At 58.1% G+C, this 23,558-nt stretch carries 17 protein-coding genes and 2 pseudogenes; 15 read left to right on the forward strand and 4 right to left on the reverse strand.

All coding sequences use genetic code 11. The features are described from left to right. From LB577_RS28645 to LB577_RS28695, 11 genes and pseudogenes are all read left to right on the forward strand, one after another. On the forward strand, window positions 1–1,149 hold a 1,149-nt coding region (locus LB577_RS28645; protein WP_224689865.1), incomplete at its 5' end, for a M24 family metallopeptidase. A gap of 171 nt (window positions 1,150–1,320) precedes the next feature. Next, window positions 1,321–2,166, forward strand: coding sequence for an ectoine/hydroxyectoine ABC transporter substrate-binding protein EhuB (gene ehuB, locus LB577_RS28650; protein ID WP_224689866.1), 846 nt, complete (start codon window positions 1,321–1,323; stop codon window positions 2,164–2,166). A gap of 58 nt (window positions 2,167–2,224) precedes the next feature. Further along, window positions 2,225–2,890 carry an ectoine/hydroxyectoine ABC transporter permease subunit EhuC gene (gene ehuC, locus LB577_RS28655; RefSeq protein ID WP_224689867.1) on the forward strand — a complete coding sequence of 222 codons (666 nt, stop codon included), beginning with the start codon at window positions 2,225–2,227 and terminating at the stop codon, window positions 2,888–2,890. After that, complete coding sequence (locus tag LB577_RS28660) at window positions 2,887–3,072, forward strand: hypothetical protein (RefSeq protein WP_224689868.1); 186 nt, start codon at window positions 2,887–2,889, stop codon at window positions 3,070–3,072. The genes ehuC (LB577_RS28655) and LB577_RS28660 overlap by 4 nt, the downstream gene beginning before the upstream one ends. Before the next feature lie 319 nt (window positions 3,073–3,391). Beyond that, window positions 3,392–4,234: a transporter substrate-binding domain-containing protein gene (locus LB577_RS28665; protein WP_224689869.1), complete on the forward strand. Its 843-nt coding sequence runs from the start codon at window positions 3,392–3,394 to the stop codon at window positions 4,232–4,234. 139 nt (window positions 4,235–4,373) lie between these two features. After that, window positions 4,374–5,138, forward strand: a complete 765-nt coding sequence (locus tag LB577_RS28670) for a hypothetical protein (RefSeq protein ID WP_224689870.1) — start codon at window positions 4,374–4,376, stop codon at window positions 5,136–5,138. Window positions 5,139–5,426: 288 nt separating this feature from the next. Then, complete coding sequence (locus LB577_RS28675; protein ID WP_224689871.1) at window positions 5,427–6,914, forward strand: aldehyde dehydrogenase family protein; 1,488 nt, start codon at window positions 5,427–5,429, stop codon at window positions 6,912–6,914. 828 nt (window positions 6,915–7,742) lie between these two features. Then, window positions 7,743–8,408: an ectoine/hydroxyectoine ABC transporter permease subunit EhuC gene (ehuC, locus tag LB577_RS28680; protein ID WP_224689872.1), complete on the forward strand. Its 666-nt coding sequence runs from the start codon at window positions 7,743–7,745 to the stop codon at window positions 8,406–8,408. Continuing rightward, on the forward strand, window positions 8,405–9,073 hold the full coding sequence (ehuD, locus tag LB577_RS28685; protein WP_126057679.1) for an ectoine/hydroxyectoine ABC transporter permease subunit EhuD: 669 nt from the start codon (window positions 8,405–8,407) through the stop codon (window positions 9,071–9,073). Before ehuC (LB577_RS28680) ends, ehuD begins: the two co-directional genes overlap by 4 nt. A 1-nt stretch (window position 9,074) precedes the next feature. After that, window positions 9,075–9,887: an ectoine/hydroxyectoine ABC transporter ATP-binding protein EhuA gene (gene ehuA, locus LB577_RS28690; RefSeq protein ID WP_283257905.1), complete on the forward strand. Its 813-nt coding sequence runs from the start codon at window positions 9,075–9,077 to the stop codon at window positions 9,885–9,887. A gap of 468 nt (window positions 9,888–10,355) precedes the next feature. Further along, window positions 10,356–10,697, forward strand: a pseudogene (locus LB577_RS28695) (helix-turn-helix domain-containing protein); the annotation flags it as partial. A 576-nt stretch (window positions 10,698–11,273) separates the two neighbouring features. Here the strand turns inward: LB577_RS28695 and LB577_RS28700 are convergent. The 4 genes and pseudogenes from LB577_RS28700 to LB577_RS28715 form a co-directional block, all read right to left on the reverse strand. Then, window positions 11,274–12,452 (reverse strand): M24 family metallopeptidase, encoded by a 1,179-nt coding sequence (locus tag LB577_RS28700; protein WP_224689873.1) that lies wholly within the window; start codon window positions 12,450–12,452, stop codon window positions 11,274–11,276. A gap of 140 nt (window positions 12,453–12,592) precedes the next feature. Beyond that, a complete protein-coding gene (locus LB577_RS28705) occupies window positions 12,593–13,711 on the reverse strand; it encodes a GlxA family transcriptional regulator (protein ID WP_224689874.1) in 1,119 nt (372 codons plus the stop codon). Between the two features lie 177 nt (window positions 13,712–13,888). Beyond that, window positions 13,889–15,291, reverse strand: a pseudogene (locus LB577_RS28710) (aminotransferase). A 12-nt stretch (window positions 15,292–15,303) separates the two neighbouring features. Further along, window positions 15,304–16,779, reverse strand: coding sequence for an NAD-dependent succinate-semialdehyde dehydrogenase (locus LB577_RS28715; protein ID WP_224689875.1), 1,476 nt, complete (start codon window positions 16,777–16,779; stop codon window positions 15,304–15,306). Window positions 16,780–17,441: 662 nt separating this feature from the next. Here LB577_RS28715 and LB577_RS28720 point away from each other — a divergent pair. The 4 genes from LB577_RS28720 (at window position 17,442) to LB577_RS28735 (ending at window position 22,438) form a co-directional block, all read left to right on the forward strand. After that, window positions 17,442–18,404 (forward strand): HpcH/HpaI aldolase/citrate lyase family protein, encoded by a 963-nt coding sequence (locus LB577_RS28720; RefSeq protein ID WP_224689876.1) that lies wholly within the window; start codon window positions 17,442–17,444, stop codon window positions 18,402–18,404. An 18-nt stretch (window positions 18,405–18,422) separates the two neighbouring features. Continuing rightward, window positions 18,423–19,607 (forward strand): malate--CoA ligase subunit beta, encoded by a 1,185-nt coding sequence (locus tag LB577_RS28725; RefSeq protein WP_224689877.1) that lies wholly within the window; start codon window positions 18,423–18,425, stop codon window positions 19,605–19,607. Between the two features lie 12 nt (window positions 19,608–19,619). After that, the gene (gene sucD, locus LB577_RS28730) at window positions 19,620–20,519 is read left to right on the forward strand and encodes a succinate--CoA ligase subunit alpha (RefSeq protein ID WP_224689878.1); all 900 of its coding nucleotides are present in this window, start codon (window positions 19,620–19,622) and stop codon (window positions 20,517–20,519) included. Window positions 20,520–21,256: 737 nt separating this feature from the next. Then, entirely contained in the window at window positions 21,257–22,438 is a 1,182-nt protein-coding gene (locus tag LB577_RS28735) for a M24 family metallopeptidase (protein ID WP_224689879.1), read from the forward strand. Window positions 22,439–23,558: the final 1,120 nt, after the last annotated feature.

A 23,558-nucleotide genomic window follows, 5' to 3' on the forward strand; every position in this document is an offset into this window, starting at 1 on the left:
GAGTTCGACCGGCGCGTCCAGGACACGAAGAAGCGGATACAAAAAGCTGGTCTTGATCTCCTCATCTGCCAGGATCCAGCCAATATGTACTGGCTTACGGGCTACGACAGTTGGTCCTTCTACACGCCGCAGGCAGTGCTGGTCCATGTCAACGAGGATATGCCTCTGTGGTTCGGGCGCCCGATCGACGCAAAGTCAGCTACTGTTACAACAAACCTTCCGGCCGAGAACATCTTCAGATTCGCGGAGACTTTGGTTCACCATCCGGAAAATCATCCTTTCGATGATTTGTGCGGCCTCATCAAATCCAAAGGGTGGGGTTCCGACCGCATCGGCGTCGAGCTCGACACTCACTACTACACCGCGCGGGCCCATCAGCACCTCGTTAGAGGCCTGCCCAATGCGAAGATCTCGGACAGTCGGGAACTTGTAAACTGGGCGAGGCTCGTCAAGTCAGAAGCCGAGCTTGTCTATATGCGAGAGGCGGGCCGCATCATCAGCAGAACCATGCGAGAGGCGATTGCGAAGCTCAAGCCGGGGGTGCGCGACTATGAGGTCGTAGGGGACATTTACCGCAATCAGATTTTGGGCGAGGGCAAGTTTGGCGACTACACGGGTCTGTGTCCCCTAATCCAGATTGGTGAAGGGACGAGCACTTGCCACCTCACATGGACGGGCCAGGCGATCCCCGAGTCAGCCCTGGTTGTGATGGAGCTTGGCGCTGCACGTCGTCATTATAACACGCCCCTCACCCGCACAATTCACGTCGGACAGCCGCCACAAGAAATCTCGCGTCTGGCCTCCGTGATAGTTGAAGGCGGCGACCTCGCACTCGAAGCGGCCAAGCCGGGCATGGCCGTCGAAGAGGTAGCCGCCATGTTCCAACGTACACTGAAACGGAATGGCTACAGCAAAGACAGCCGCGTCGGCTACTCAATCGGAGTTGGCTACCCGCCGGACTGGGGCGAACGCACTATCAGCATCCGCGCGGGTGAAACAACGCTGTTGCAGGAAGGAATGTGCTTCCACTTCCAATCCGGAGTGTGGCTCGACGATTTTGGCGCAGCGATCTCGGAGCCTTTCGTGGTTACCGCGAAGGGCGGCCAGCGCTTCTGCGATGTGGAGCGCCGCTTGGTTGTTATCGACTGATTATTAGCCCATCAACTTTTCGAATAACGGCTTGGCGGACCCGGACGATGCGGCAATCGCCTTACTCAACAAAATAGGAGATCAGCTTCTGCAAAAAAAGACACTTCTACAAAGCTGGAAACGCCCATCCCGGGCTGCTGGATAATTCAACAAATAAGAAGGGAACGAGAAATGAAGATCAGACTTTCATACCTTGCGGCTGGCTTGGGCCTTGCCGTCGCGCTTGCCGCTTTTCAGGTCCACGCAGGAGAACTAACCGACCGTATCGCCAGCGGCAAGTCCATCCGCATCGGCTTCGCGAACGAAGAGCCGTTCGCCTTTCCGGACAGTAATGGTCACCCAGTAGGGTTTGTAAACGCGATTACTCTTGGCGTCCTTAAGCATATGGGTTACGAAAACGTAGAGACCGTCGTGACAGATTGGGGCGGACTTATACCCGGACTGCAGTCTGGACGTTTTGATATGGCTACGGGGGGTCTCTACATCCTTAAATCAAGATGCCAAAGCGTGACATTTTCCGAGCCTTTGGCGAAAGTGACAGACGCACTTATCGTCAAAGCTGGCAATCCTAACGGGCTGCACAATTATGCAGATATTGCAGCCAAGGGCGCGACTATGGTGACCGGCATAGGATATAGCAATATAGAGCAAGCGAAAAAGGCAGGGGTTCCGGAAGCTCAAATCATGCAAGTGCCGGGACAGACTGAAATTCTTGCAGCGGTCGAGGCGGGACGAGCAGATGCCGGGGCATCGGGATACCTGTTGTCTCGATCTGTGGCTGGCAAATCGGGTGGAAAACTTGACGTGACCGACCCGGATGCAATGCCAGAATCAACTCAAAACTGGGTGAGCATAGCCTTCCGAGAGTCGGACAAGGACTTTGTGGAGAAGTTCAACGAGGCTCAGAAAAAATACATCGGTACTCCCGAGATGATGAAGGCTGTCGAGCCTTATGGTTACGACGCAAAGCTGCTACCAAGTGACAAGAGCGCGGAGTGGGTTTGCGCCAACCGCTGACCCCGCGCAGACACGGCCGGAGCCTTGCCTCCCGGCCGTGTCTGACGCAGGATGGCGAATGTCAATCTTGGAGTTTCTCCAAAGCTATGGCCAGGCGCTCTTACAGGGGACCTTGGTCACATGCGCGCAGTTCCTGCTTGCTACGCTGGTCGCTGTAGCTGCCGCCGGGGCCGCAGGCATCGGCAAACTGTCGAGCAAGTGGCTAGTCCGAAGTGTAAGCGTTGTCTACATAGAGATCTTCCGCGGAACGTCGCTGCTGGTGCAGCTATATTGGATTTTCTTCGTGTTGCCGCTGTTTGGTATAACGCTTCCGAATTTCACAGCCGGCTACATATCCGTCGGCCTCAATATCGGTGCCTATGGCGCCGAGATTGTCCGCGGCGCCATTGAGTCAGTTCCGCGCGGACAGTGGGAAGCGGGAACCGCGCTGTCGATGCCGCAGGGCGTGAGGATGCGCAGGATCATATTGCCGCAAGCGCTGGCGATCATGCTTCCGCCTTGGGGTAATCTCCTGATCGAGCTTCTCAAGGGAACCGCCCTGGTGTCCCTCATCTCGGTCGCCGATCTCATGTTCCAGACACGCCAGATCAACGCCTCAACCTATCTGTCGGCGCAGGCGTTTGGAACAGCTTTGATTATCTACTACATCCTTGCCAGGTTCCTCATAACCCCGATGATGCGCTGGGCGGAACGCTTGGTTGCCCGGAGGCTTGGAAGGGCATGACATTCAACTGGCGCTGGGACTTTACGTGGGAGATCCTGCCACAGTTGTTGTGGGCTACCCTCAACACGTTGATTGCGGCCGGGGTCGGGTATGCAATTGCTCTGGTCGGCGGCCTTTTGCTCGCCCTCGCGCCCCTCGACGACCGCCTTCAAGATCCAGAGATTGTCTTCCGGCGCGGCTGAAGCTATCGGAGACACGGAAGTGCCGGCTGAGGCTCAGGTCTCTCGCCTTGCGAAGATGCTCCCCGTGCCTTCCGCACCATTCCACCGATCTGCTCAGCCCTATCAGTGATCTGTTTCGATGCTGCTCGCGCACGCAGGATCTCTGCGCTAGGGCGGGAGGTTTTGCAGCTGCAACGCCCAAGAGCCGCGTTCTTCGCAGAAAGGCGCAATTAAAATGGCCTATCATACCTGATGCAAGCGTTTCTTGCTCGAAGCGCAAGGAAGAACGCCCATCGCCGCCGAGAGGCGCGTGTTCAACAGAATAAGAAAAGGGAACAAAATGGAACGTATAATCAAGATTTTTCTGAGCATGGGGCTCGTCGTCGTTGGTCTGACGGCGCCCGCTTACACAGGTGAGCTTGCTGATCGCGTGGCAAGCGGCAAGACAATTCGTCTCGGCTTTGCTTCCGAGCCGCCACAGGCATATCCTGGTGAGGGCAACAAGCCTCTGGGGTACGTGAACGCCATTGCCGAAGGGGTTCTTCGTTCAATGGGTTACACCAATATCGAGCCTGTGGTGACCGATTGGGGTGGGTTGATCCCGGGGCTCCAAGCCGGCCGGTTGGATTTAATTACAGGTGGCATGTATATCAATAAAAAAAGGTGCGACAACATAACATTCTCGGAACCTGTTTCCAAAGAAACAGATGTCTTCATGGTGAAATCCGGAAATCCGGAACAAATCACTACATACAAGGATTTAGTGACTAAGAGTGCGACCATGGTGACTGGGGCAGGCTACGCTGGCATCGAGATCGCTAAGAAGCTGGGCGTGCCCGCATCGCAGATTATGGAGGTTCCAGGAGGTACCGAAATTCTTGCAGCGGTGATCGCTGATAGAGCAGCCGCTGGAGTGACGTCTTATACAGTCGTCCAGGATATCGCCAAAAAATCTGGAGGGAAGGTGGAGGCCACCAATCCCGCCTTGATGCCGGAGGATTCGTCCGCTTGGATAGGTATTGGATTTAGGAATTCAGACAAAGATTTCGTGGCAAAATTCAATACCGAACTGAAGCGCTATCTCGGAACGCCTGAGATGATGAAGGCTGCTGCAGAAGATGGTTACGACGAGAAGGCGTTGCCAGGCGATACAACAACGGAATGGGTCTGCGCTCATCGCTGAAAACTTGTGTGCTAGAGGTGGGCGACTGCCTCTAGCACAGCCCATTTCAGCAGCAGCCGCTCTGCGAAAAACCAGGGATGACATATCGGAAAGTACGAGTTTAGTCCCGAAACGGATCGTACGCACGGAGAACTTTGAGATGCCCAGTGAGACTGCGTTCTACACCACTCACGTTGAGCCATCATATCCTGCTGTGGCAACTGAGACCGTCATCGGATTGATAACCCCGTCCAATGACGTCCTCACTGAGCTTGAATTGCGCAGAATGATGCATGATGACAGCATCAGCTTCTGTGCCGCCAGGATGAAGCATCACGAGCCCAGTACGGTCGAAAACCTCTACCGCCATGTTGATGAGATTGCTAAGGTTGGCGAGCTATTCGACCCGCCAGGTGTCGTCAAAGTATTCGCCTACGCCTGTACATCGGGATCAGCCATCATTTCGCAGAAAAGGCTGGAAGAGGAGCTACAGACAGCCCGACCCGGGGCCTCCTTAACTTCACCGATGACAGGAGCTTTGCGCGCCTTCGACAGGCTCGGTGTGAAACGCATCGCCATGCTCACACCTTATATCGATCAGGTTGGCGCTGTCGTCACCGAGGCCCTCAGCAGGTCGGGTATTTCGGTCTGCGCGTCTGCTTCATTCCACTGCAAAAACGATTCCGACATCGCCGGACTTTCCCCGGAAAGTATCTTTGAGGCCTCTTGCTCGTTCAATTCCTCTGAGGCTGAAGCTCTTTTCATCCCATGCACCCTCCTTCGGACTTCAAGCATAATCGACCGCCTGGAGGCGCGCCTCGGCAAGCCAGTGATAACTGCAAACCAGGCTATGCTGTGGGACGCATTGAGGCTCGCGCACTATGAGAAGCCAATAGTCGGCCATGGCCAGCTCCTGATGCTGTAGTCTTCAAGCCTGCTAGATAAGTTCCCAAATTGCCAACCCCGCCCTTTTGAACCACCCGGACATTGCAACCGCGGCCGACTTGCCGTTCGAGGTTCGGCTCCAGAATAGCTGAGTCCGGCCACAAAGGGCCAATATTAATTAGGCCCGAGCCTCTGCAAGCCACCCTAATTCTCTGCAGGCCCGAAACGCGCAAATGCGAAGGAGCCTCTCTAATGGCTCACCAAGAGCGAAAGCCTGCGCTCCTTTTGACCGGCTCGGATCGGATAATGGGTAAACTGGAGGACTTCGATGTCGAGCGCTGAAGTGATCAAGAATTTCATCGATGGAGAGTGGCGGGATTGTTCGTCTGGCAAACGGATCGAGGTGGATGACCCTTCAACCGGGGAGACGGTAGCGGTTATTGCAGAGGCAGGACCTGAAGAAGTGCATCTCGCCGTTGCTGCCGCCGACCGTGTCTTCCGCGACCGCGTCCTGATAGACATGCACCCGTACGACCGTGGGCGTATGCTTTTCCGCGTGGCAGACGCACTTGAGGCACGTAGCGACGAGGTCGCGATCATTAACTGCGTAGAGACTGGAAAGGCGTTGGACCTCGCCCGTGGCGAGGTTCGGACCGCCGTCAGATACCTGCGTTACTACGCTGGCTTGGCGGATAAGCTCGAAGGTCGCTCTATTCCGCGAGGGGAGGGTCTTGTTGACTATACGGTCAGAAGCCCCTTCGGAGTGTCAGCCCATATCGTTCCTTGGAACGGCCCCCTCGAACTGACGGCCCGTTCGCTTGCTTGCGCCATTGCAACTGGTAACTCAGTGGTAGTGAAGTCCCCCGAACTGGCTCCTTTATCAGGCATAGAACTTGCTCGCGCCTGTGAGACCGCGGGCCTGCCTGCCGGAGCCGTAAACGTGCTCACTGGCTACGGCCAGACGGCAGGCCAGGCGCTGATCGATCATCCCGATGTTCGCCACATCGTCTTTACGGGCTCCATGGCAACCGGGCGAACCGTCCTCAAGGCTGCAGCGGAGCGCATCGTCCCCTGCATCATGGAGCTGGGCGGCAAATCGGCCGCTGTCGTCTATTCCGATGCCGATTTCGATGCCGTCGTGGAAGCGGTGCGTATCGGAACCTATCTAAATGCTGGCCAGAATTGCAACAACCTAACAAGATTGCTTGTAGAGCGTTCAATTGCTGATGAAACCTTAGAAAGAGTGAAGGCCTGCGTCGAAGGACTCTCAATAGGGCCAGGACGCGAAAACTGCGACATCACCCCGTTGATCTCTCAAAAGCAGCGAGAGCGGGTCGAGAGCGCCTGCCGGATGGCACTGTCGCAAGGGGCACGGCTTGTGGCCGGCGGAACTGCCCTTTCGGAGCGAAGCGGCTATTTCATGGCGCCGACTGTATTTTCCGACGTCGCGCCTGATAGTAGTCTTTTCCAGAAAGAAGTCTTCGGCCATGTTCTTTCCGTTACTGCTTTCGATGAGCCGATAAAAGGGATCGAACTGGCAAACGATACCGACCAAGGCTTGGCAGCGGGCGTTTTCACCCGGGATATCGACCGGGCTCTTTGGAGCGCGGATCGCCTTTGGGCTGGCCAAGTGTACGTGAATGGATGGTACGTCGGCGGCGTAGAAACGCCGTTCGGTGGAGTGAAGCAGTCTGGCTACGGTAGGGAAAAGGGCCAGGAAGCCCTTGATGGCTACGTGCAGACCAGAAATATTGGCATCCGGATCTCACAACCCTTGTCTGGTTCGGGCAACAGCGTCCGCAACAGCTCCAATTGACCTAGTTGTCGCCCGCAGCTGTTCGCCATCCGCCACACGTTGGGTGTGGCGGCCGAGACGCCGGCATTTGCCAAGATCTACTTTTTCGTTGCGCGAACGTGGCGCCGGACGCGATGGGCTGATCAGAGGGCCACGGCTGCCAGGTTGAGGGATTGAAAATTGTTCATCTTGTTGCGGCTTAGGTCATATGTCTGGTCCGCGGCACCACCACTCCCTCTTTTCGAGCAGAATTTCCTGGACATCATTCTGAAGTTTCCGACGACCTCGAACGGGTACCGCGCTGCCCTACGGACAGGCCTTGGCGTCGTTGGGGAACGCTTGCGTTAAAGCTCCAGCGATGCGGACGTTCCGCGTCGGGACCCGCAGCTTGCTATGTCGCGCATTGCACCTCGCCACCCTGATGCCTCCTGTGAATGTGAGATCACGCGAGTTCTCGTATTCCGGGGAGGGGTCGCCGCCGGCCGCTCGCCAGCCAGGTCATTGATGTGTGGATGCCGAGTTGCTGGGTAAGGCTTCCCGCCGGGTTGACGCATATGTCTCCCCCTGCCGCTGCCCCCAACGGAACAGGTGTTTCAACGGTCGGATTGTGCGCCAATAACCAAAAGGACGCAGTTTTCCTGCGGAGCGCCAGCCATAGGAGCCCGAACCGGATTTGGAAGCGTGCTACCTTGACGGCCAGACGGAGGGTTATGGAAGGACATTTGTCGGGTCACGTGAGCTCTGAGATACGACCCTACGCTCAAGAGGCAGGACCGCAGAGCTAGCGCCCTTCACTGACGGTGGCATTCCGGACTAGGTCTTACTTTCGATGCGTAAAGAGGATGGTGAATGTCAATCTTGGAGTTTCTCCAAAGCTATGGCCATGCACTCTTACAGGGGACGTTGGTCACATGCGCGCAGTTCCTGCTCGCTGCTCTCATAGCGATCTTGGTCGCCCATGTGGCAGGACTTGGAAAGATTTCGAGAAACCCGCTGGTCCGCGGGGCGTCGGTGATTTACATTGAAGTGTTCCGCGGAACGTCGCTGCTGGTGCAGCTATATTGGATTTTCTTCGTGTTGCCGCTGTTTGGTATAACGCTTCCGAATTTCACAGCCGGCTACATATCCGTCGGCCTCAATATCGGTGCCTATGGCGCCGAGATTGTCCGCGGCGCCATTGAGTCAGTTCCGCGCGGACAGTGGGAAGCGGGAACCGCGCTGTCGATGCCGCAGGGCGTGAGGATGCGCAGGATCATATTGCCGCAAGCGCTGGCGATCATGCTTCCGCCTTGGGGTAATCTCCTGATCGAGCTTCTCAAGGGAACCGCCCTGGTGTCCCTCATCTCGGTCGCCGATCTCATGTTCCAGACACGCCAGATCAACGCCTCAACCTATCTGTCGGCGCAGGCGTTTGGAACAGCTTTGATTATCTACTACATCCTTGCCAGGTTCCTCATAACCCCGATGATGCGCTGGGCGGAACGCTTGGTTGCCCGGAGGCTTGGAAGGGCATGACATTCAACTGGCGCTGGGACTTTACGTGGGAGATCCTGCCACAGTTGTTGTGGGCTACCCTCAACACGTTGATTGCGGCCGGGGTCGGGTATGCAATTGCTCTGGTCGGTGGCCTGCTGCTCGCTCTTGCACAACGCACAAAGTGGCCCGCACTGACATTTGTCGTCAGGGAGCTGATTGAATTCATCCGGTCCACGCCCTTGGTCCTGCAGATTTTCTTTGTTTTCTACGTCGGACCCCAGTTCGGGATTTTCCTGTCGCCCTGGGTATCCGGCATCTTTGCGATCGGTCTGCACTATTCGGCCTATCTCTCGGAGGTTTACCGCGCCGGCCTCAATTCCGTGGCTCCCGGGCAATGGGAAGTGTGCCGTGCGCTGAACATGTCCCCCCGCGTCACCTATGTACGCATCATCATCCCGCAGGCGCTTGCGCCTGCGGTGCCAGGCCTCGGCAACTACCTGGTGGGCATCCTCAAGGACACGCCCATGCTGTCGGTAATTGGTGTCATGGAGCTAATGCACACGGCCAATGCGTTAGGGTCCGAGAACTACAGGTATCTGGAACCTTTTACATTGGTTGGCCTGATTTTCCTCTTGATCTCGCTTCCGACGGCCGGACTCGTCAGGATGTTCGAACGACGGCTGCGGCTGAGACTAGGACTGTAGCATGAGCAATACCGACTATCCCCTTGAACTGCCGGAGCATGACCGCCCCATGGTCCGGTTCATGAACGTCAGCAAGAGCTACGGAAGGCTCAACGTCATCAGCCACCTCGATTTTGACGTGGCCGAAGGCGAGATGGTTACCATTATAGGACCCTCGGGGTCCGGGAAGACCACGGTGTTGCGGGCCCTTATGACACTCGAAACTATCAATGGCGGCGTGATATACGTTGACGGCAAGCCATTGACACACATGCCCCGCGATGGGGCCCTTGTGCCGGCAGACGAGCGATACCAGCGGAAGATTCGCTCCTCGATCGGGATGTGTTTCCAGCACTTCAACCTGTTTCCGCATATGACCGCGATCCAAAACTGCATGGAAGGCCCAGTCCAGGTACTGGGGCTTTCGAGGAAAGAGGCGCTCGAGCGATCCGAAGAGCTCCTGAAAATGGTGGGTATGATCGACAAGCGTGACCAGCATCCTTCCCGTCTATCAGGAGGACAACAACAGCGCGTCGCCATAGCCCGCGCGTTGGCGATGCGGCCCAAGGTGATGCTTTTCGACGAAGTCACTTCCGCCCTCGACCCCGAAGTCATCGGCGAGGTGACACATGTCATTCGAAAGCTAGTCGCCGAGCACAATCTAACCATGATCATGGTCACGCATCAGATGGGCTTTGCTCGCGACATCTCTGACCGCGTGTGCTTCTTTTATGGTGGCTCGATAGAGGAGCAGGCGCCCCCGCAAATATTGTTCACCAGCCCACAGCGCGACCGCACCAAGCAGTTCCTCTCTGCCGTCAAGGAAGCGGTTTGAAAGATCCGCATTGAGCCTTCGTCCCCGATTGCATGGCCTTGACCCGCTGAGGGACTACGGTCATGGAGCGTTCAGTCCCGTCCCGACCGGTCAGCGAAGTTTTGGCCTAGAGGCTTTGATGGATCGAGGCGCAGTTCCTCTCGTTGCCCGAAGGCGATGGCCAGTCAGTCTGGCAAGTGGCGCTTTGCGCGACATCCGTCGCGAAAGGACCGCTGCTGTCCAACTCCGCCCATTTTATTGCTGGGCAAAGATTGGTCTCATGAAGGCCAGCATGCCTCCACTTCAGAGCTTGCTACGGCGCAGACGCCTTAGGGGTCTGACGTTCTAAGTGCATCTGATAGCGAGACCATCTTGTCGTAAGATGTCGGCAAACTGAATTTGACATAGAACCTCAGAGCGGTGAAACGTACCGGGGTTCAGTTCTTGCCTAGGTTCGCATTATCAAGATTAACCAGGACTGAAGCTTGAATGACAGCACCCCTCTCCAAGAGCCTGCGCGAGCGCATCGTACTTGCGATTGAAGCTGGCGAGAGCTGCCGGTCGGTTGCGGCTCGTTTTGGGATTGCAGTTTCTTCCGCCGTTAAATGGTCGCAGCGCTACCGAATGAGCGGTTCTATCGAGCCTCGCAAGATGGGTGGCCGCCGAAAGCGAGTTCTGGAACCTCACCGGGATTTCATTCAGGAGCGAATCGACAAGGCCCCGCATTTGACACTACATCAGTTGAAAGCCGAGCTTGAGGCACATGGTGTGAAGGTCTCACATGACACCGTTTGGCAATTCCTGCGGCGTGAGGGGCTAAGCTTCCAAAGGTGGACAAGCTCCGTGCCAATTTTGCGTGGCGACGCCAAAGCCGAGCCCGAGCAGACCCTGCATACTTGATTGGGTTATGCCGGGACCTGATGCAGAGTCATTCTTCTCGATGATGGGTAAGCTTGATAACGCTTTCAGGCTCTCTCATGTCTTATGCCTGTATCGCTCGACGGAACACCGCTGTCGTCGTGGCGCTCCCATGAAGAACCCGGCCCATAGCGCATCCCCGGATTCGGAGGACAGGCCGCATCAAAACCTGGATCAAACGTCTAGCGTCGGTTGCCAGACCCTGGGCGTCGCCCTTCCCAAGTCGATCGAGCCCGCCGCTACGTCGGTCGCGCGCGCGGGGCGCGCCGCAAGAAGCTGAACGTACGCTAGTCTAGACTAAAGGCGCGGCACCGGCAGCCACGACGGCTTCGACGGCAATACCGAAGCTGGCCTCTGCCTCATGCCGCTGAACCGGCTTCTTCGAACACTGATTAAGGCCGGCGCATCGCTCTCTTTGCTCGACGGTTGCCGAATTGCGATGGAGTTGGCGGTCGATCGGCGTCCCAGCGGGGGATCCATCATTGCCGATCAGTGCTTGACATGGATCTCTCGCGGGAAGCTGGTCAGAGTCTCGCAGCCGTCAGCGGTGACGAGGATGGTTTCGCTCACTTCGATCCCCCAGCCGTCCATCCACATGCCGAGGATCGAATGAAGGACATTGCCTGGCTTCAGGATTGTCTTATCCCCTTGGCGCAGGCTAATCGTGTGCTCGCCCCAGTCTGGCGGATAGGCCGCGCCAATCGAATAGCCAATGCGGGATTCCTTCTTCAGGCCGTAGCTCTGGATGACCTTGCGCCAACTCGCCTCGATGTCCTCCGCCAAGACGCCAGGCCTGATGGTCGAAAGCACGGCCTCCAGGCCTTCGAGCACGGCCTTGCCGGTGTCGCCGACCTTGGCTGGCATGGCGCCCAGCTGAAGCGTCCGCGCCAGACCGGCGGCATAGCGACGAACGACACCGGCCAGCTCGAGCGCGACGGTTTCGTTGTGGCCAAAGCGACGATCGCTCCACATGATGTGCGGCGCCGATGCATTTTCGCCCCCCAGTATTGTCGGTGGCAGGGCGGTGATGTCGCCGGCGAAATCCGGCGATCCAGCCACCTGAGCGGCCTGGATTTTGGCGATGGCGTCGCACTCGCGAACGCCTGGCGCTATCACCTCATATGCCGCGGTGACCGCCGCCTCGGCAAGACGCGAGGCTTTGCGTAGGTAGCCGATCTCGGCTTCCGATTTGACGCTGCGGATCCAGTTCACCAGAAGGTCGGCGTCGTGGAACACTGCGTTTGGCAGGCCCGCTGTCAGGCGCGCATGCGCCTTTGGCGAATAGTAGTAGGCTTCAAGCTCGATGCCGATATTGCCGCGCCCCCAGCCCTTCCTGTCGATCCAGGCGGCAATCCAGTCCATCGGATGACGGTCGGTGCGCTGGACATGATCTTCGGGAAAACCGACGATGTTCTCCGGCTTCATCCAAGCCGTCAGCAACCCGCCGGCGGCATCCATGGCGCGACCGATCCAGACCGGCTCCTCGTCGGCGAGCCGGACCAGGACCATCTGCGGCGTGTAAAACGACCAGCCGTCATAGCCGGTGATGTAATGCTGGTTGGCGACGTCGTTGACGATGAGAAGATCGAGGTTGCGGCGCGCCATTTCCGCGCGGATAGCGGAAAGCCTGCTGCGGTATTCGTCGGGGTGGAATGGCAATGGTATCATGTTGAGAAAATCCTCTTCTATTGCGCCCGGGTCGACCCAGAGCGAGCCCGGTTTTCGAACCTGACAATCGACATGAGCTCATCGACGTGAGCCCATCACCACCACCAGCGCCATAACCGTCTTCACAGAACAACGCTCTGCTAGTGGCAGTTAGGCACTCGTTCGTAACTTAGCCTCCGATCGATTTTCCTGATTCTATTTTCTTCCGGCGCGCTCGACCGCGTTTTTTTTCGTTGGTGAACTGGCAGTCGTGATTGATGCGGCGCGCACCCGTAGGCGTCGCGGTACGCTTTTGAGAAGTGCGATGCGGAGATAAAGCCGCAAGCCATCGCTATCTCGACGACCGGCAGTCGGGAACTGATGAGCAGCAGATGCGCCCGTTCCAGGCGAAGATCCAAATAATAACGGCTTGGAGAACATCCCAGTTCACTCCTAAACAGCCGCTCGATTTGACGTCGGGAAAGGCCGGCTGATCCCACAAGTTCGTCCAATAGCAATGGCTCCGTAAGGTTTGCCTCCATCTCCTCGATTATCTTGATGACCGCCCGATGGTTTAGTTGCACTCGTGAGTGGAGTGGCAAACGTTGGCGGTCACCCGCTGAACGGGTCCTGCACGCGATAGCTTTTTCACAAATACGATTGACGACTATCGTGCCATGGTGATGGTCAACCAAATCTAAAAACATGTCGAAGGGAGCATCCCCCCCGGCGCAGGTGTACAGGTCTCCATCCCGCTCAAAGGCAGTTTGAGCGGCGGACACATCCGGAAAGCGCTCAGAGAATATAGGAAACTGTTCCCAGTGAACCGCGCAACGCCGCCCTTGTGCAACCCCAGCTCGAGCAAGCACTATCGTGCCGCTACATATGCCTACCAGGCAACTGCGGTGGTTTCTGCACTCGCGTAACCAGGCTTCAAGCTGTTTGTGCGAGTCAGGAGCATTATGGGCGCCGACGACGACGACGGCGGGTGTTGAGATTGATCGACGAAATCTTTCACGTTCGAACGACAACGACGATCCGGCCGACACCAACAACCCGCAACTTGAGGCCACGGGCTCCCCGTCGTCCGAAACGATCTGCCAGCTATACACTTCACGCCCCAACACTTCGTTGGCGAGCCTCAGCGCTTCTACTGCCGACGAGAACGCCTGCAGCGAAAAGGCCGGTAGAAGGTAAAAGCAAAAATTTCGGCAGGTCGACTGTGAGTCTAGCAACCCGGGAGTTCCTTCTCTGCTAGCCTGATCTCTCGTTGCGGCCATGCCAAAATAGGGCGACCGGCTTCGTTCATTGGATTGGCGCTGCCACCGCAGTCGGGGCCGATGGTTCTCCCGCTAACTATCCATTGATCTGCACTAGCGTCGTCACTGGTGACCACCAAGTATGCTATGCCCGCCTCGGGCAGACAGCTCTGGCATTGCAGGCTCGGGTCGCCCGCCTCAAATGCTAAGACCCTCTCTCGCTAGCTCATCCATAACAATGCGCACTGCACTTCCTGCGATACCAACGATCTCTTCCACTTCAGCCTTTGTTGCCACCAAAGGAGGAGCGAAGCCCAGAATGTCACCATGCGGCATAGCGCGGACGATCAGGCCACGGTCGCGTGCTGCCTTCGAGATGCGTGCACCGACCTTCAACGACGGGTCGAAACGCTTCTTGTTGTCGCGATCGGCGACAAATTCGATTGCGCCCATAAGACCGACGCCGCGCACTTCGCCGACGATCGGCAACTGCGCGAACTTTTCCTGCAGCTGTGCCTGGAAGAACGCGCCGTCACGTGCATTGCCGGGGAGGTCTTCTTTCTCGACAATGTCGAGGACAGCGTTGGCCGCGGCGGCGCCGATGGGATGACCAGAATAGGTGTACCCGTGCGAGAATGCGCCGACCTTGTCAGCCCCATCCTCCAGGACTTATACACCTTCTCACCGTCGATTGCCGCTGAAAGCGGGAAGTAGGCCGACGTCAAACCTTTAGCGACCGTGATGAGGTCTGGTTCGATGCCATAGTGCTGCGAGCCGAACATGGAACCGGTGCGGCCGAACCCTGTGATGACTTCATCGGCAATGAGCAGCACGTCGTGCTTCTTGAGCACGGCCTGAATTGCTTGCCAGTAGCCTTCCGGCGGAGGCGTGATGCCGCCGGTGCCGAGCACCGGCTCGCCGATGAAGCCGCCCACATTTTCTGGCCCCAGCCGCTCGATCAGCTGATCAAGTTCCTCGCCGCGCCGCGCTGAAAATTCGCGTTCGGACTCGCCTGGGGTGGCGCCCCAGTAGTGATGCGGAACACCGGTGTGAACAATCTGCGGAAGTGGCAGGTCCATGTGGTCATGATAGAAGCTCATGCCCGTCATCGAGCCCGACACGACGCTGCAGCCGTGATAGCCGCGTTCACGCGAGATGATCTTCTTCTTAGTCGGCTTGCCGCGGAGATTATTATTATAATACCAGACGAGCTTGGCCTGCGTCTCGTTGGCGTCCGAGCCGGACATGCCGTAGAACACCTTGCTCATTTTGCCCGGCGCCATCTTCACGAGGCGATCGGAAAGGATTGCGAGCTCATCCGTCGTGTGGGCGGCGTAGGAATGATAGTAGGCCAGACGGAAAGCCTGGCGGGAAATCGCTTCGGCGACTTCGGTGCGGCCGTACCCGACGTTGACGCAATAAAGGCCGGCGAATCCGTCGATCAGCTGGTTGCCATGCGCATCTTGAATGCGGATGCCTTTGCCCGTCTCAATGATGGTCGGATCACCGAGCTTGCCGGTGGCAAAATCCTTGAGCTGTGTGAAAGGATGCAGGACAGAATTTCTATCCTTCTCGCTGATGTCCTTGATGTTGATACTCATGCGTCTGTCCCTTCAGGCCGTATTACCGATGCACACGTATTTGGCTTCCAGATATTCGGCGAGACCATGCCTTGAGCCCTCGCGGCCGAGCCCGGATTGTTTCCATCCGCCAAAGGGTATGGGAGCGCCGGTGAATTTCGGGGTGTTTACGGCGACCATGCCGTACTCCAACTGATCGGTTAGCCGCATGGCGCGGCTGAGATCTTTTGTGTAAACGTAAGCCGCAAGGCCCATTTCTGAGTTGTTGGCTCGCGCAAGCACTTCCGTCTCCTCATCGAACGGAAGGATTGCCGCCACCGGCCCAAAGGTCTCTTCCTTCGCGACCAGCATGTCGTCCGTGACATCGGCGAGAACAGTCGGGGTAACGAAATTGCCCCCGAGAGGGCTATCCTGTCCGCCAATAGCGATGCGAGCCCCGGAACAAACAGCTTCGGACACCTGCCGTCTGCACTTTTCGGCGACGGATGGTCTGGTCATTGGGCCAATATCGACACCGGGTTCGAATCCGTGCCCGACTTTCAGTTTACCGGTGGCCTTCGCGAATTCTTCCACGAAGCGCTCATAGTTTCCTCGCTGAACATAGATCCTATTGGCTGCCAGGCAGTCCTGGCCGGATGTGGCAAATTTGGCTGCTATGCATCCAGCTACGGCTGTCTCCAAGGAGGCATCATCGAAAATGATAAAAGGAGCATTGCCGCCGAGCTCAAGTGAAGCCTTCTTCACGGTTTTTGCCGACTGCTCGAGCAGGATCCGACCGACCTCGGTCGAGCCCGTGAAGGAGAATGCCCGCACATCGCTATGATCCAATAGCCGTTTTGCGAGTGGGGCAGCCTCTCCCGTGATCACCTGAAAGACCCCGGCGGGAACTCCTGCCTCCTCGGCAAGGCGGGCAAGCGCCAGAGCGGACAAGGGCGTTTCCGGGGCTGGCTTGACAATCATCGTGCAGCCCGCAGCCAAGGCGGCTCCTGCTTTTCTGGTGATCATCGCCGACGGAAAGTTCCAAGGCGTGATAGCGACCGTCACTCCGATCGGCTGCATCTGCACGGAGAGCCGGCTGCCCGCAAGATGGCTCGGGATGGTCTCGCCATATGCTCGCTCACCCTCTGCCGCAAACCAGTCGAGAAAGCTGGCGGCATATAAAATCTCACCGTGCGCCTCGGACAATGGTTTGCCTTGTTCAGCGGTCATGATGGTGGAAAGGTCTTCCGCATTCTCGCGCATACCCGCGGCCCATCTGCGCAGACATGCGCCCCGTTCCCAAGGAAGAACATTACGCCATTGTTCAAACGCGGTTCTTGCGAAGCTGACCGCGTTATCTACATCAGACACCTCACAGGCAGCTACCTGAGCCAAGTCCTGGCCAGTAGCCGGGTCAACCACCAAGATCGTTTCAGCCTTGGAGAGCCAAGCTCCATTCACATAGGCGCACTTTTGGAGGAGGTCCTGCCGTTTGAGCTCCTTTAACGCGGCAGTTGCGGTACCTTTCATCACTAACCTCACGATCGACAGTTCATTTCCGGCAAATTAGCCGCGCAACTGCGGCGGTTGGCAGCGCGATAGAGGGCCACCAAGACGATCTCCTGCGAATAAGGGCATGCGACTGAGTTTTTTCGCCGTTTGATCGCTGTTGTCTCATGGGCAAGGTTCAGCAAGCAAAGATGACATTGTCACCTGTGGCCATCCACAATCACACTCAGCCCTCGAGAGGCGGCCAACGGTAAGTTGCAGTTGGCCACGTTAAGCGAACTTCTTGCGGGGCTGTCACTTCAACTTCGAAGTATACCGCACGATTGCAGTGGGCTTCGAAAGGCGGGGAAGTGTGATTGCAAGATAGGTGACCTGGCGGGGGAGATCTTGTGCTTAGCTCGTCGCTGCGGTTTACCAAAACAGATTTGGGCAAATCCCAAAAATCACACTAACTCAAAAAAATCTTCTTACCTAAGTTATTTCTACTGCGCTCCCAATGGGTGGCAACCGCCTCCTAGGCGACGAAAGAACGAGGGAAGAGGATTTGCTGCGTTATCGACGCAAAAATGCAGATCTTGTGCGGCATCACTGGTCGGGCAGCACAACCCCGGCGTCCAAGGCGTGCTAGCTTGTGAAGAACACTATAGGACGCAAAAGCAACAGCCCGATGCTGGGAGCCCGCGATGAGCCACACGATCAACCACCTGAAGAAACTACGGCTGCAGCGCAGCGAGTTGGCCGTTCCCGGCTCCAGTCCGGAGATGATCGACAAGGCGGCGAACAGCGCCGCCGACTTCGTCTTCCTCGACATCGAAGATGCCGTCGCGCCGCCCGACAAGGAACGCGCCCGCAAGAACATCATCCAGGCGCTCAACGACATCGACTGGCGCGCCAAGGGCAAGACCGTCTCGGTGCGCATCAACGGCCTCGACGCGCACTACATGTACCGCGACGTGGTCGACGTGATGGAACAGGCCGGCGACCGGCTGGATACGATTCTGGTGCCGAAGGTCGGCGTTCCGGCTGACCTCTATATGGTCGAGGCGATGGTCAACCAGATCGAGATGGCCAAGGGCTACAAGACCCGCGTCGGCCTCGAAGCGCTGATCGAGACCGCGCTCGGCATGGCCAATGTCGAGGCGATCGCCGCGACGCCCGGCCGGTTGGAAGCGATGCATTTCGGCGTCGCCGACTATGCGGCCAGCAACAAGGCGCGCACCGTCAACATTGGCGGCCTCAACCCCGACTATCCCGGCGACCAGTGGCATTTTGCGCTATCGCGGATGACCGTCGCCTGCCGCGCCTACGGCCTGCGCGCGATCGACGGGCCGTTCGGCGATTTCTCCGATCCGGAGGGTTATATCGCCGGTGCCAAGCGCGCCGCGGCACTCGGCATCGAAGGCAAATGGGCGATCCACCCGTCGCAGGTCGCACTCGCCAACGACGTCTTCTCGCCACCTGAAAAGGAGGTCGCGCGGGCCAGGCGCATCCTTGAGGTGCTCAAGGAAGCCGAGGCTCTGGGAAAGGGCGCTGCGGCGCTCGACGGCAAGATGATCGACGCGGCTTCCGAACGCATGGCGCGCAACGTGCTGGCGGTTAACGAGGCGATCGGGCGCGCCGGCCAGGCGCATATGGCGGCGCAGTAGACATACCGGGAGGACATGATGGACATCCACGAATACCAGGCCAAGGAACTGCTTGCCCGTCACGGCGTGCATGTGCCGCGCGGCGGTCTGGCCTACAGTCCGGAGCAGGCGACATACCGTGCCAGCGAGATCGGCGGTGGCAAATGGGTGGTCAAGGCGCAGATCCATTCCGGTGCGCGCGGCAAGGCGGGTGGCATCCGCATTTGCTCGTCCGACCAGGAAGTGTCCGATGCGGCCGAGGCGATGCTCGGAAGGAAGCTGGTGACGCATCAGACGGGGCCGCGGGGCAAGCTGGTGTCGCGGCTCTATGTCGAAGAGACCGTCGACATAGGCCAGGAAATCTATCTCGCCTTTGTTCTCGACCGTAAAGCCGAGCGGGTGATGATCGTCGCGTCTGCGGCCGGCGGCATGGAGATCGAAGAGATTGCCGAAAAGCAGCCGGATTCAATCATTCGCGCGACTGTCGACCCTGGCGCGGGGATGCAGCACTATCAGGCGCGCGAGATCGCCTTCGGGCTTGGTCTCGAAAACAACCTGATTGGCAAGGCGACCGAAACGCTACTTGGTTGCTACCGCGTGTTTCGCGACTACGACGCTTCGATGCTGGAGATCAACCCGCTGGTCGTCACGCGTGATGGCAATCTGATGGCACTGGATGCCAAGATGTCGTTCGATGAGAACGCGCTGTTTCGTCGTCCCCAAATATCCGAATTGCGCGACAAGTCGCAGGAGGATCCGCGCGAAACCTTTGCCAGTGACCGTGGCCTCTCCTATGTCGGCCTTGACGGTGACATCGGCTGCATCATCAACGGCGCCGGCCTCGCCATGGCGACGATGGACATGATCAAGATCGCCGGCGGCGAGCCGGCGAACTTTCTCGACATCGGCGGCGGCGCCTCGCCCGAGCGGGTTGCGAAATCGTTCCGCGCCGTCCTTGGTGACAAGAATGTCAAGACCATCCTCGTCAACATCTTCGCCGGCATCAATCGCTGCGACTGGGTCGCCGAGGGTGTTGTCAAGGCAATCCGCGAAGTCGGCGTCAACGTCCCGTTGGTGGTGCGGTTGGCCGGCACCAAGGTCGAGGAAGGGCGCCGCATCCTGGCCGATTCCGGCGAGGCGGTGATCGTCGCCGAAACACTGGCCGAAGCCGCCGACAAAGCCGTCGCCGCCTGGCGGTCTGCCACGATGAAAAAAGCAGGCTGAGGGGAAGAAAGAATGGCAATTCTGATTAACCGTGGCACCCGCGCAATCGTGCAGGGATTTACCGGCAAGATCGGCAGTTTTCACGCCGAAGACATGCAGCGTTACGGCACCAATGTGGTCGGCGGCGTCACACCCGGCAAGGGCGGCCAGACACATCTCGGCCTGCCGGTGTTCAACACCGTCAAGGGCGCGGTACGCGAAACCGGGGCCGATGCGAGCATCGTCTTCGTGCCGCCGCCCTTCGCCGCCGATTCGATCATGGAGGCGGCGGATGCCGGCATCAAGTTCTGCGTCTGCATCACCGACGGCATTCCCTCGCAGGACATGATGCGGGTCAAGCGCTACATGCGCCGCTACCGCTTCGAGGACCGCATGCGGCTGATCGGGCCGAACTGCGCCGGCATCATCACGCCCGGCCAGGCGCTGATGGGCATCATGCCCGGCAGCATCTATCTTCCCGGCCGCGTCGGCATCGTCGGCCGCTCCGGCACGCTCGGCTACGAGGCCGCATCACAGATGAAGGCGCTGGGCATCGGCGTGTCGACCAGCGTCGGGATCGGCGGCGACCCGATCAACGGCTCCTCCTTCAAAGACATCCTGGAACTGTTCGAGCAGGACGACGATACCGACGCCGTGGTGATGATCGGCGAGATCGGCGGACCGCAGGAAGCGGAAGCCGCGCTCTGGGCGCGCGATAATATGCGCAAGCCCTTGATCGCCTACATTGCCGGTCTTTCCGCGCCGAAGGGCCGCCGCATGGGCCACGCCGGCGCCATCATATCCGCCTTCGGCGAGTCTGCTCAAGAGAAGGTCGAGATCTTGAAGGAGGCCGGCGTCACCATCGTGCCGACGCCAGCTTCCTTCGGCGAGATCGTTGCCGGCGTGATGGCGGATCGGACGAATGCAGCATAGCGCAACATTCCGGTCAATTTTGAGGACCGGGTAAAAAGCCGCTTCGTCGCCTTGTGTCCAAGACGACGAAGCTTGCAAAGTAGCGCGCCTTTCGGCGGCGCTTCGGACAAATGATGTCGCGGCCCGCGTCTTGCGAGTGCCAAGTTGCGGGGCGTATTTAGCAGATTGAACAGTGCATAAATGAAACCACGTAGTTGTGGGTCAGCACGTCACCGCTACCAGTATGCCAGGCGGGCTCTGGCATGTGGGAGGCGTATTAGCTCGGTATTGGAATGCTAAAATCGGGGATTGTCTCCGCCGCCAATGCCTACAGGGGGCCATGCGCAACGCCGCTTTGCCTAGGCGGTTTCACGACGGCCTTCGGGCAGCATATTTGCACGGACGTGGTCCGTCCCAGGTGGTCCATCTGATCTGGATGACGCCAGCTTGCCTGTACTGCAGCGTTCTCCAGAAGAGCCCCGCGCTCGGCGTCGCTCTTCCGTGGATCAAGCGGCGGGTCACATTTCCACCGTTGTCCGGCTATTTCAAAAGGCCGCAGCCCTGCGGACATGCGCCGAGCCCCTTTCCCAAGGGGAGGTGAAGCTGCGCACGGAGCCCAAATAACGCAGGTTTTCTGCGATTGGACGAAGAGGTCCGCGCGAAGAAGGCCTCTGAAGCATGCTAGGTTTGGAACCAGCACGGATTGGGCATGAATGCTTGGTCCGGTCAGCCAACCTAGGTTTAGAGGACGACTACAAATGGACTTTGAGAAACCCTTTCAGCCGGCGGAGTATGGACGCCGTATCCAAGACGTGAAGAGACGGATGGAGGAAGCAGGATTTGACCTGCTAATTTGCCAAGACCCCGCAAATATGTGCTGGCTGACCGGCTATGACGCCTGGTCCTTCTACACGCCTCAAGTGGTTCTATTGCATCTGAAGTCGGACTCGCCGGTGTGGATCGGACGGCTGGTTGACGTAAACGGCGCTCGTGCAACGACGAACCTGGCTGCTGAGGATATCATCAACTTCTCCGATGACCGGCTCCATCACGTGGAACTGCATCCCTACGACGAAGTCAGCGAAATCATAAAATCCCGCGGTTGGGGATCCGATCGCATAGGGGTCGAGCTCGATGCGCATTTTTATACAGCGCGGGCGCATCAGCACCTTGTCAACGGCCTTCCAAATGCAAAGTTCTCCGACAGCCGCGGCCTCGTTAATTGGGCCCGACTGGTTAAATCCGACGCCGAACTCGTCTACATGAGGGAAGCGGGTCGGATTGTCAGCCACACCATGCGCCAGGCGATCAATAATCTGAAGCCAGGAGTTCCTGAATACGAAATCGTCGCTCAGATTTATGCCGATCAGACAAGAGGTGTTGATGGGAAGTACGGTGACTATACAAGCCTCTGTCCATTGATCCAAGTTGACGAGAAGACGAACGCTCCACACCTCACATGGTCGGACAAGCCCCTGCCTAGGTCGGGGCTGGTTCTCCTGGAGATTGGAGCGGCCAGGCGCCACTATCACGCGCCTCTGACGCGTACGGTCTATATGGGAAGGCCACCTAAGGAGGCCCAGCACCTCGCCAATGCCATCATCGAAGGTGGCGACGCTGTTCTAGAAATGGCAAAGCCGGGTGTAATCGTCGACGAACTGAACACCGTTTGGCTGAGCGTTCTAAACCGCCATGGGTACGTCAAAAAAGGCCGTTCCGGCTACTCAATCGGCATGAATTTCCCGCCTGACTGGGGCGAGCGTACTGTGAGCATTCGCGCTGGCGAAAAGACCGTGCTCCAGGCTGGCATGTGCTTCCATTTCCAATCAGGAGTGAGGCCTCCTGCCTTCGGAGCCGCAATCTCGGAGTCGTTTGTTGTTACCGAAAAGGGTGGCGAGCGGCTAGCCGACGTCGCACGAGAGTTGATAGTCGTAGACTAGCTGAAAGCTTTTAGGCAGCCGGATTGGGAAGGTGGCGGAAGTCGCTTCCCAATCCGTTAACTTTTCATCTCACCCGGGAAGAGCGCTGAATTTACCTGTTTGGCAACTATCAATATTCCAGTCACTCATAACCCGTTAATGCCACAGACTTTCTCAATCGATGCGAGATAGTGCCCACGGAAGGGTGTAGCTGGGGACTTGGTCGCCGCGCGCTCTGGCATGCAGCCGGCGTATCAGCCCAATGCCGGCAGGCCCATAAGCGGATCATGGCTCATCTGGCCTAACAAGCTCCTTCATCGCCATGAGCAGGAGCAGCGCACCTGCGAGGCGGACTATGGCATCTTGGAGAAGAAGCCGCCGACCATTGTCTTCCACTTGATCTAGCCGTTGAGCCGATCGCTTGGATTGGTACCATGCAGCTTCGCGGCAGCCGTGGTGGCGACGAGCTGAGGACTTCACCGGATCTGGTCAGCAGCGGCCGCTATTGGTCGTTCACGCCAACCTCCCGCACTACTGCGGTCAGCGTCGTTTAACCGGGAAGCAGGAGCCCTCCGCAGCTTGGGATGCGCAAGCTCGAGGGTGCCGACGCGCGTCTCACAGTCGCGCGCGGGACAGCCGTGGCACTGGGCAAAGCGCTGGTTCTATTCGCTGGGGGGCGGACGGTGAGGGGGGCGCCCGCCCTTCAGTTTCTTGGCCGTCCGACGGCAAAGGCGACCACGCCGCAGAGGATATCGGGGGTGGGGTGTCTTCTCTGGGTATGCCCCAGGTTCATCATTGTGTTGGCTGTCGATGGTTTCCTCAAGCGGTTTGTGTCGGCAACCTACATGATGCCGTGTCGGAGCGCCCAGATGGCAAACTGCGCCAACTCACATAGCGGCCCTTCACCGCCCTCGATAGCGCTGTGACTAGCGAGCGGATTGTGGCGCGCTTGGCAAGGCGATCAGATTGACCTTGCTTCATCAGCGCCGCCCGCTCTCCGCGCGCAATAAATCAGCGCCCAACCGAAGAATACGCAGAACGACACCGCTTTTGCGGCCCAATTAGCGTGATTTACGCGAGCCCCGCCCCTTAGTCTGCTGGAAAGTGACTGACTCATGATCATAAAGCCGGAAATGCGCGG

This window comes from Mesorhizobium sp. B283B1A (assembly GCF_020165735.1).
GTDB lineage: Bacteria > Pseudomonadota > Alphaproteobacteria > Rhizobiales > Rhizobiaceae > Mesorhizobium > Mesorhizobium opportunistum.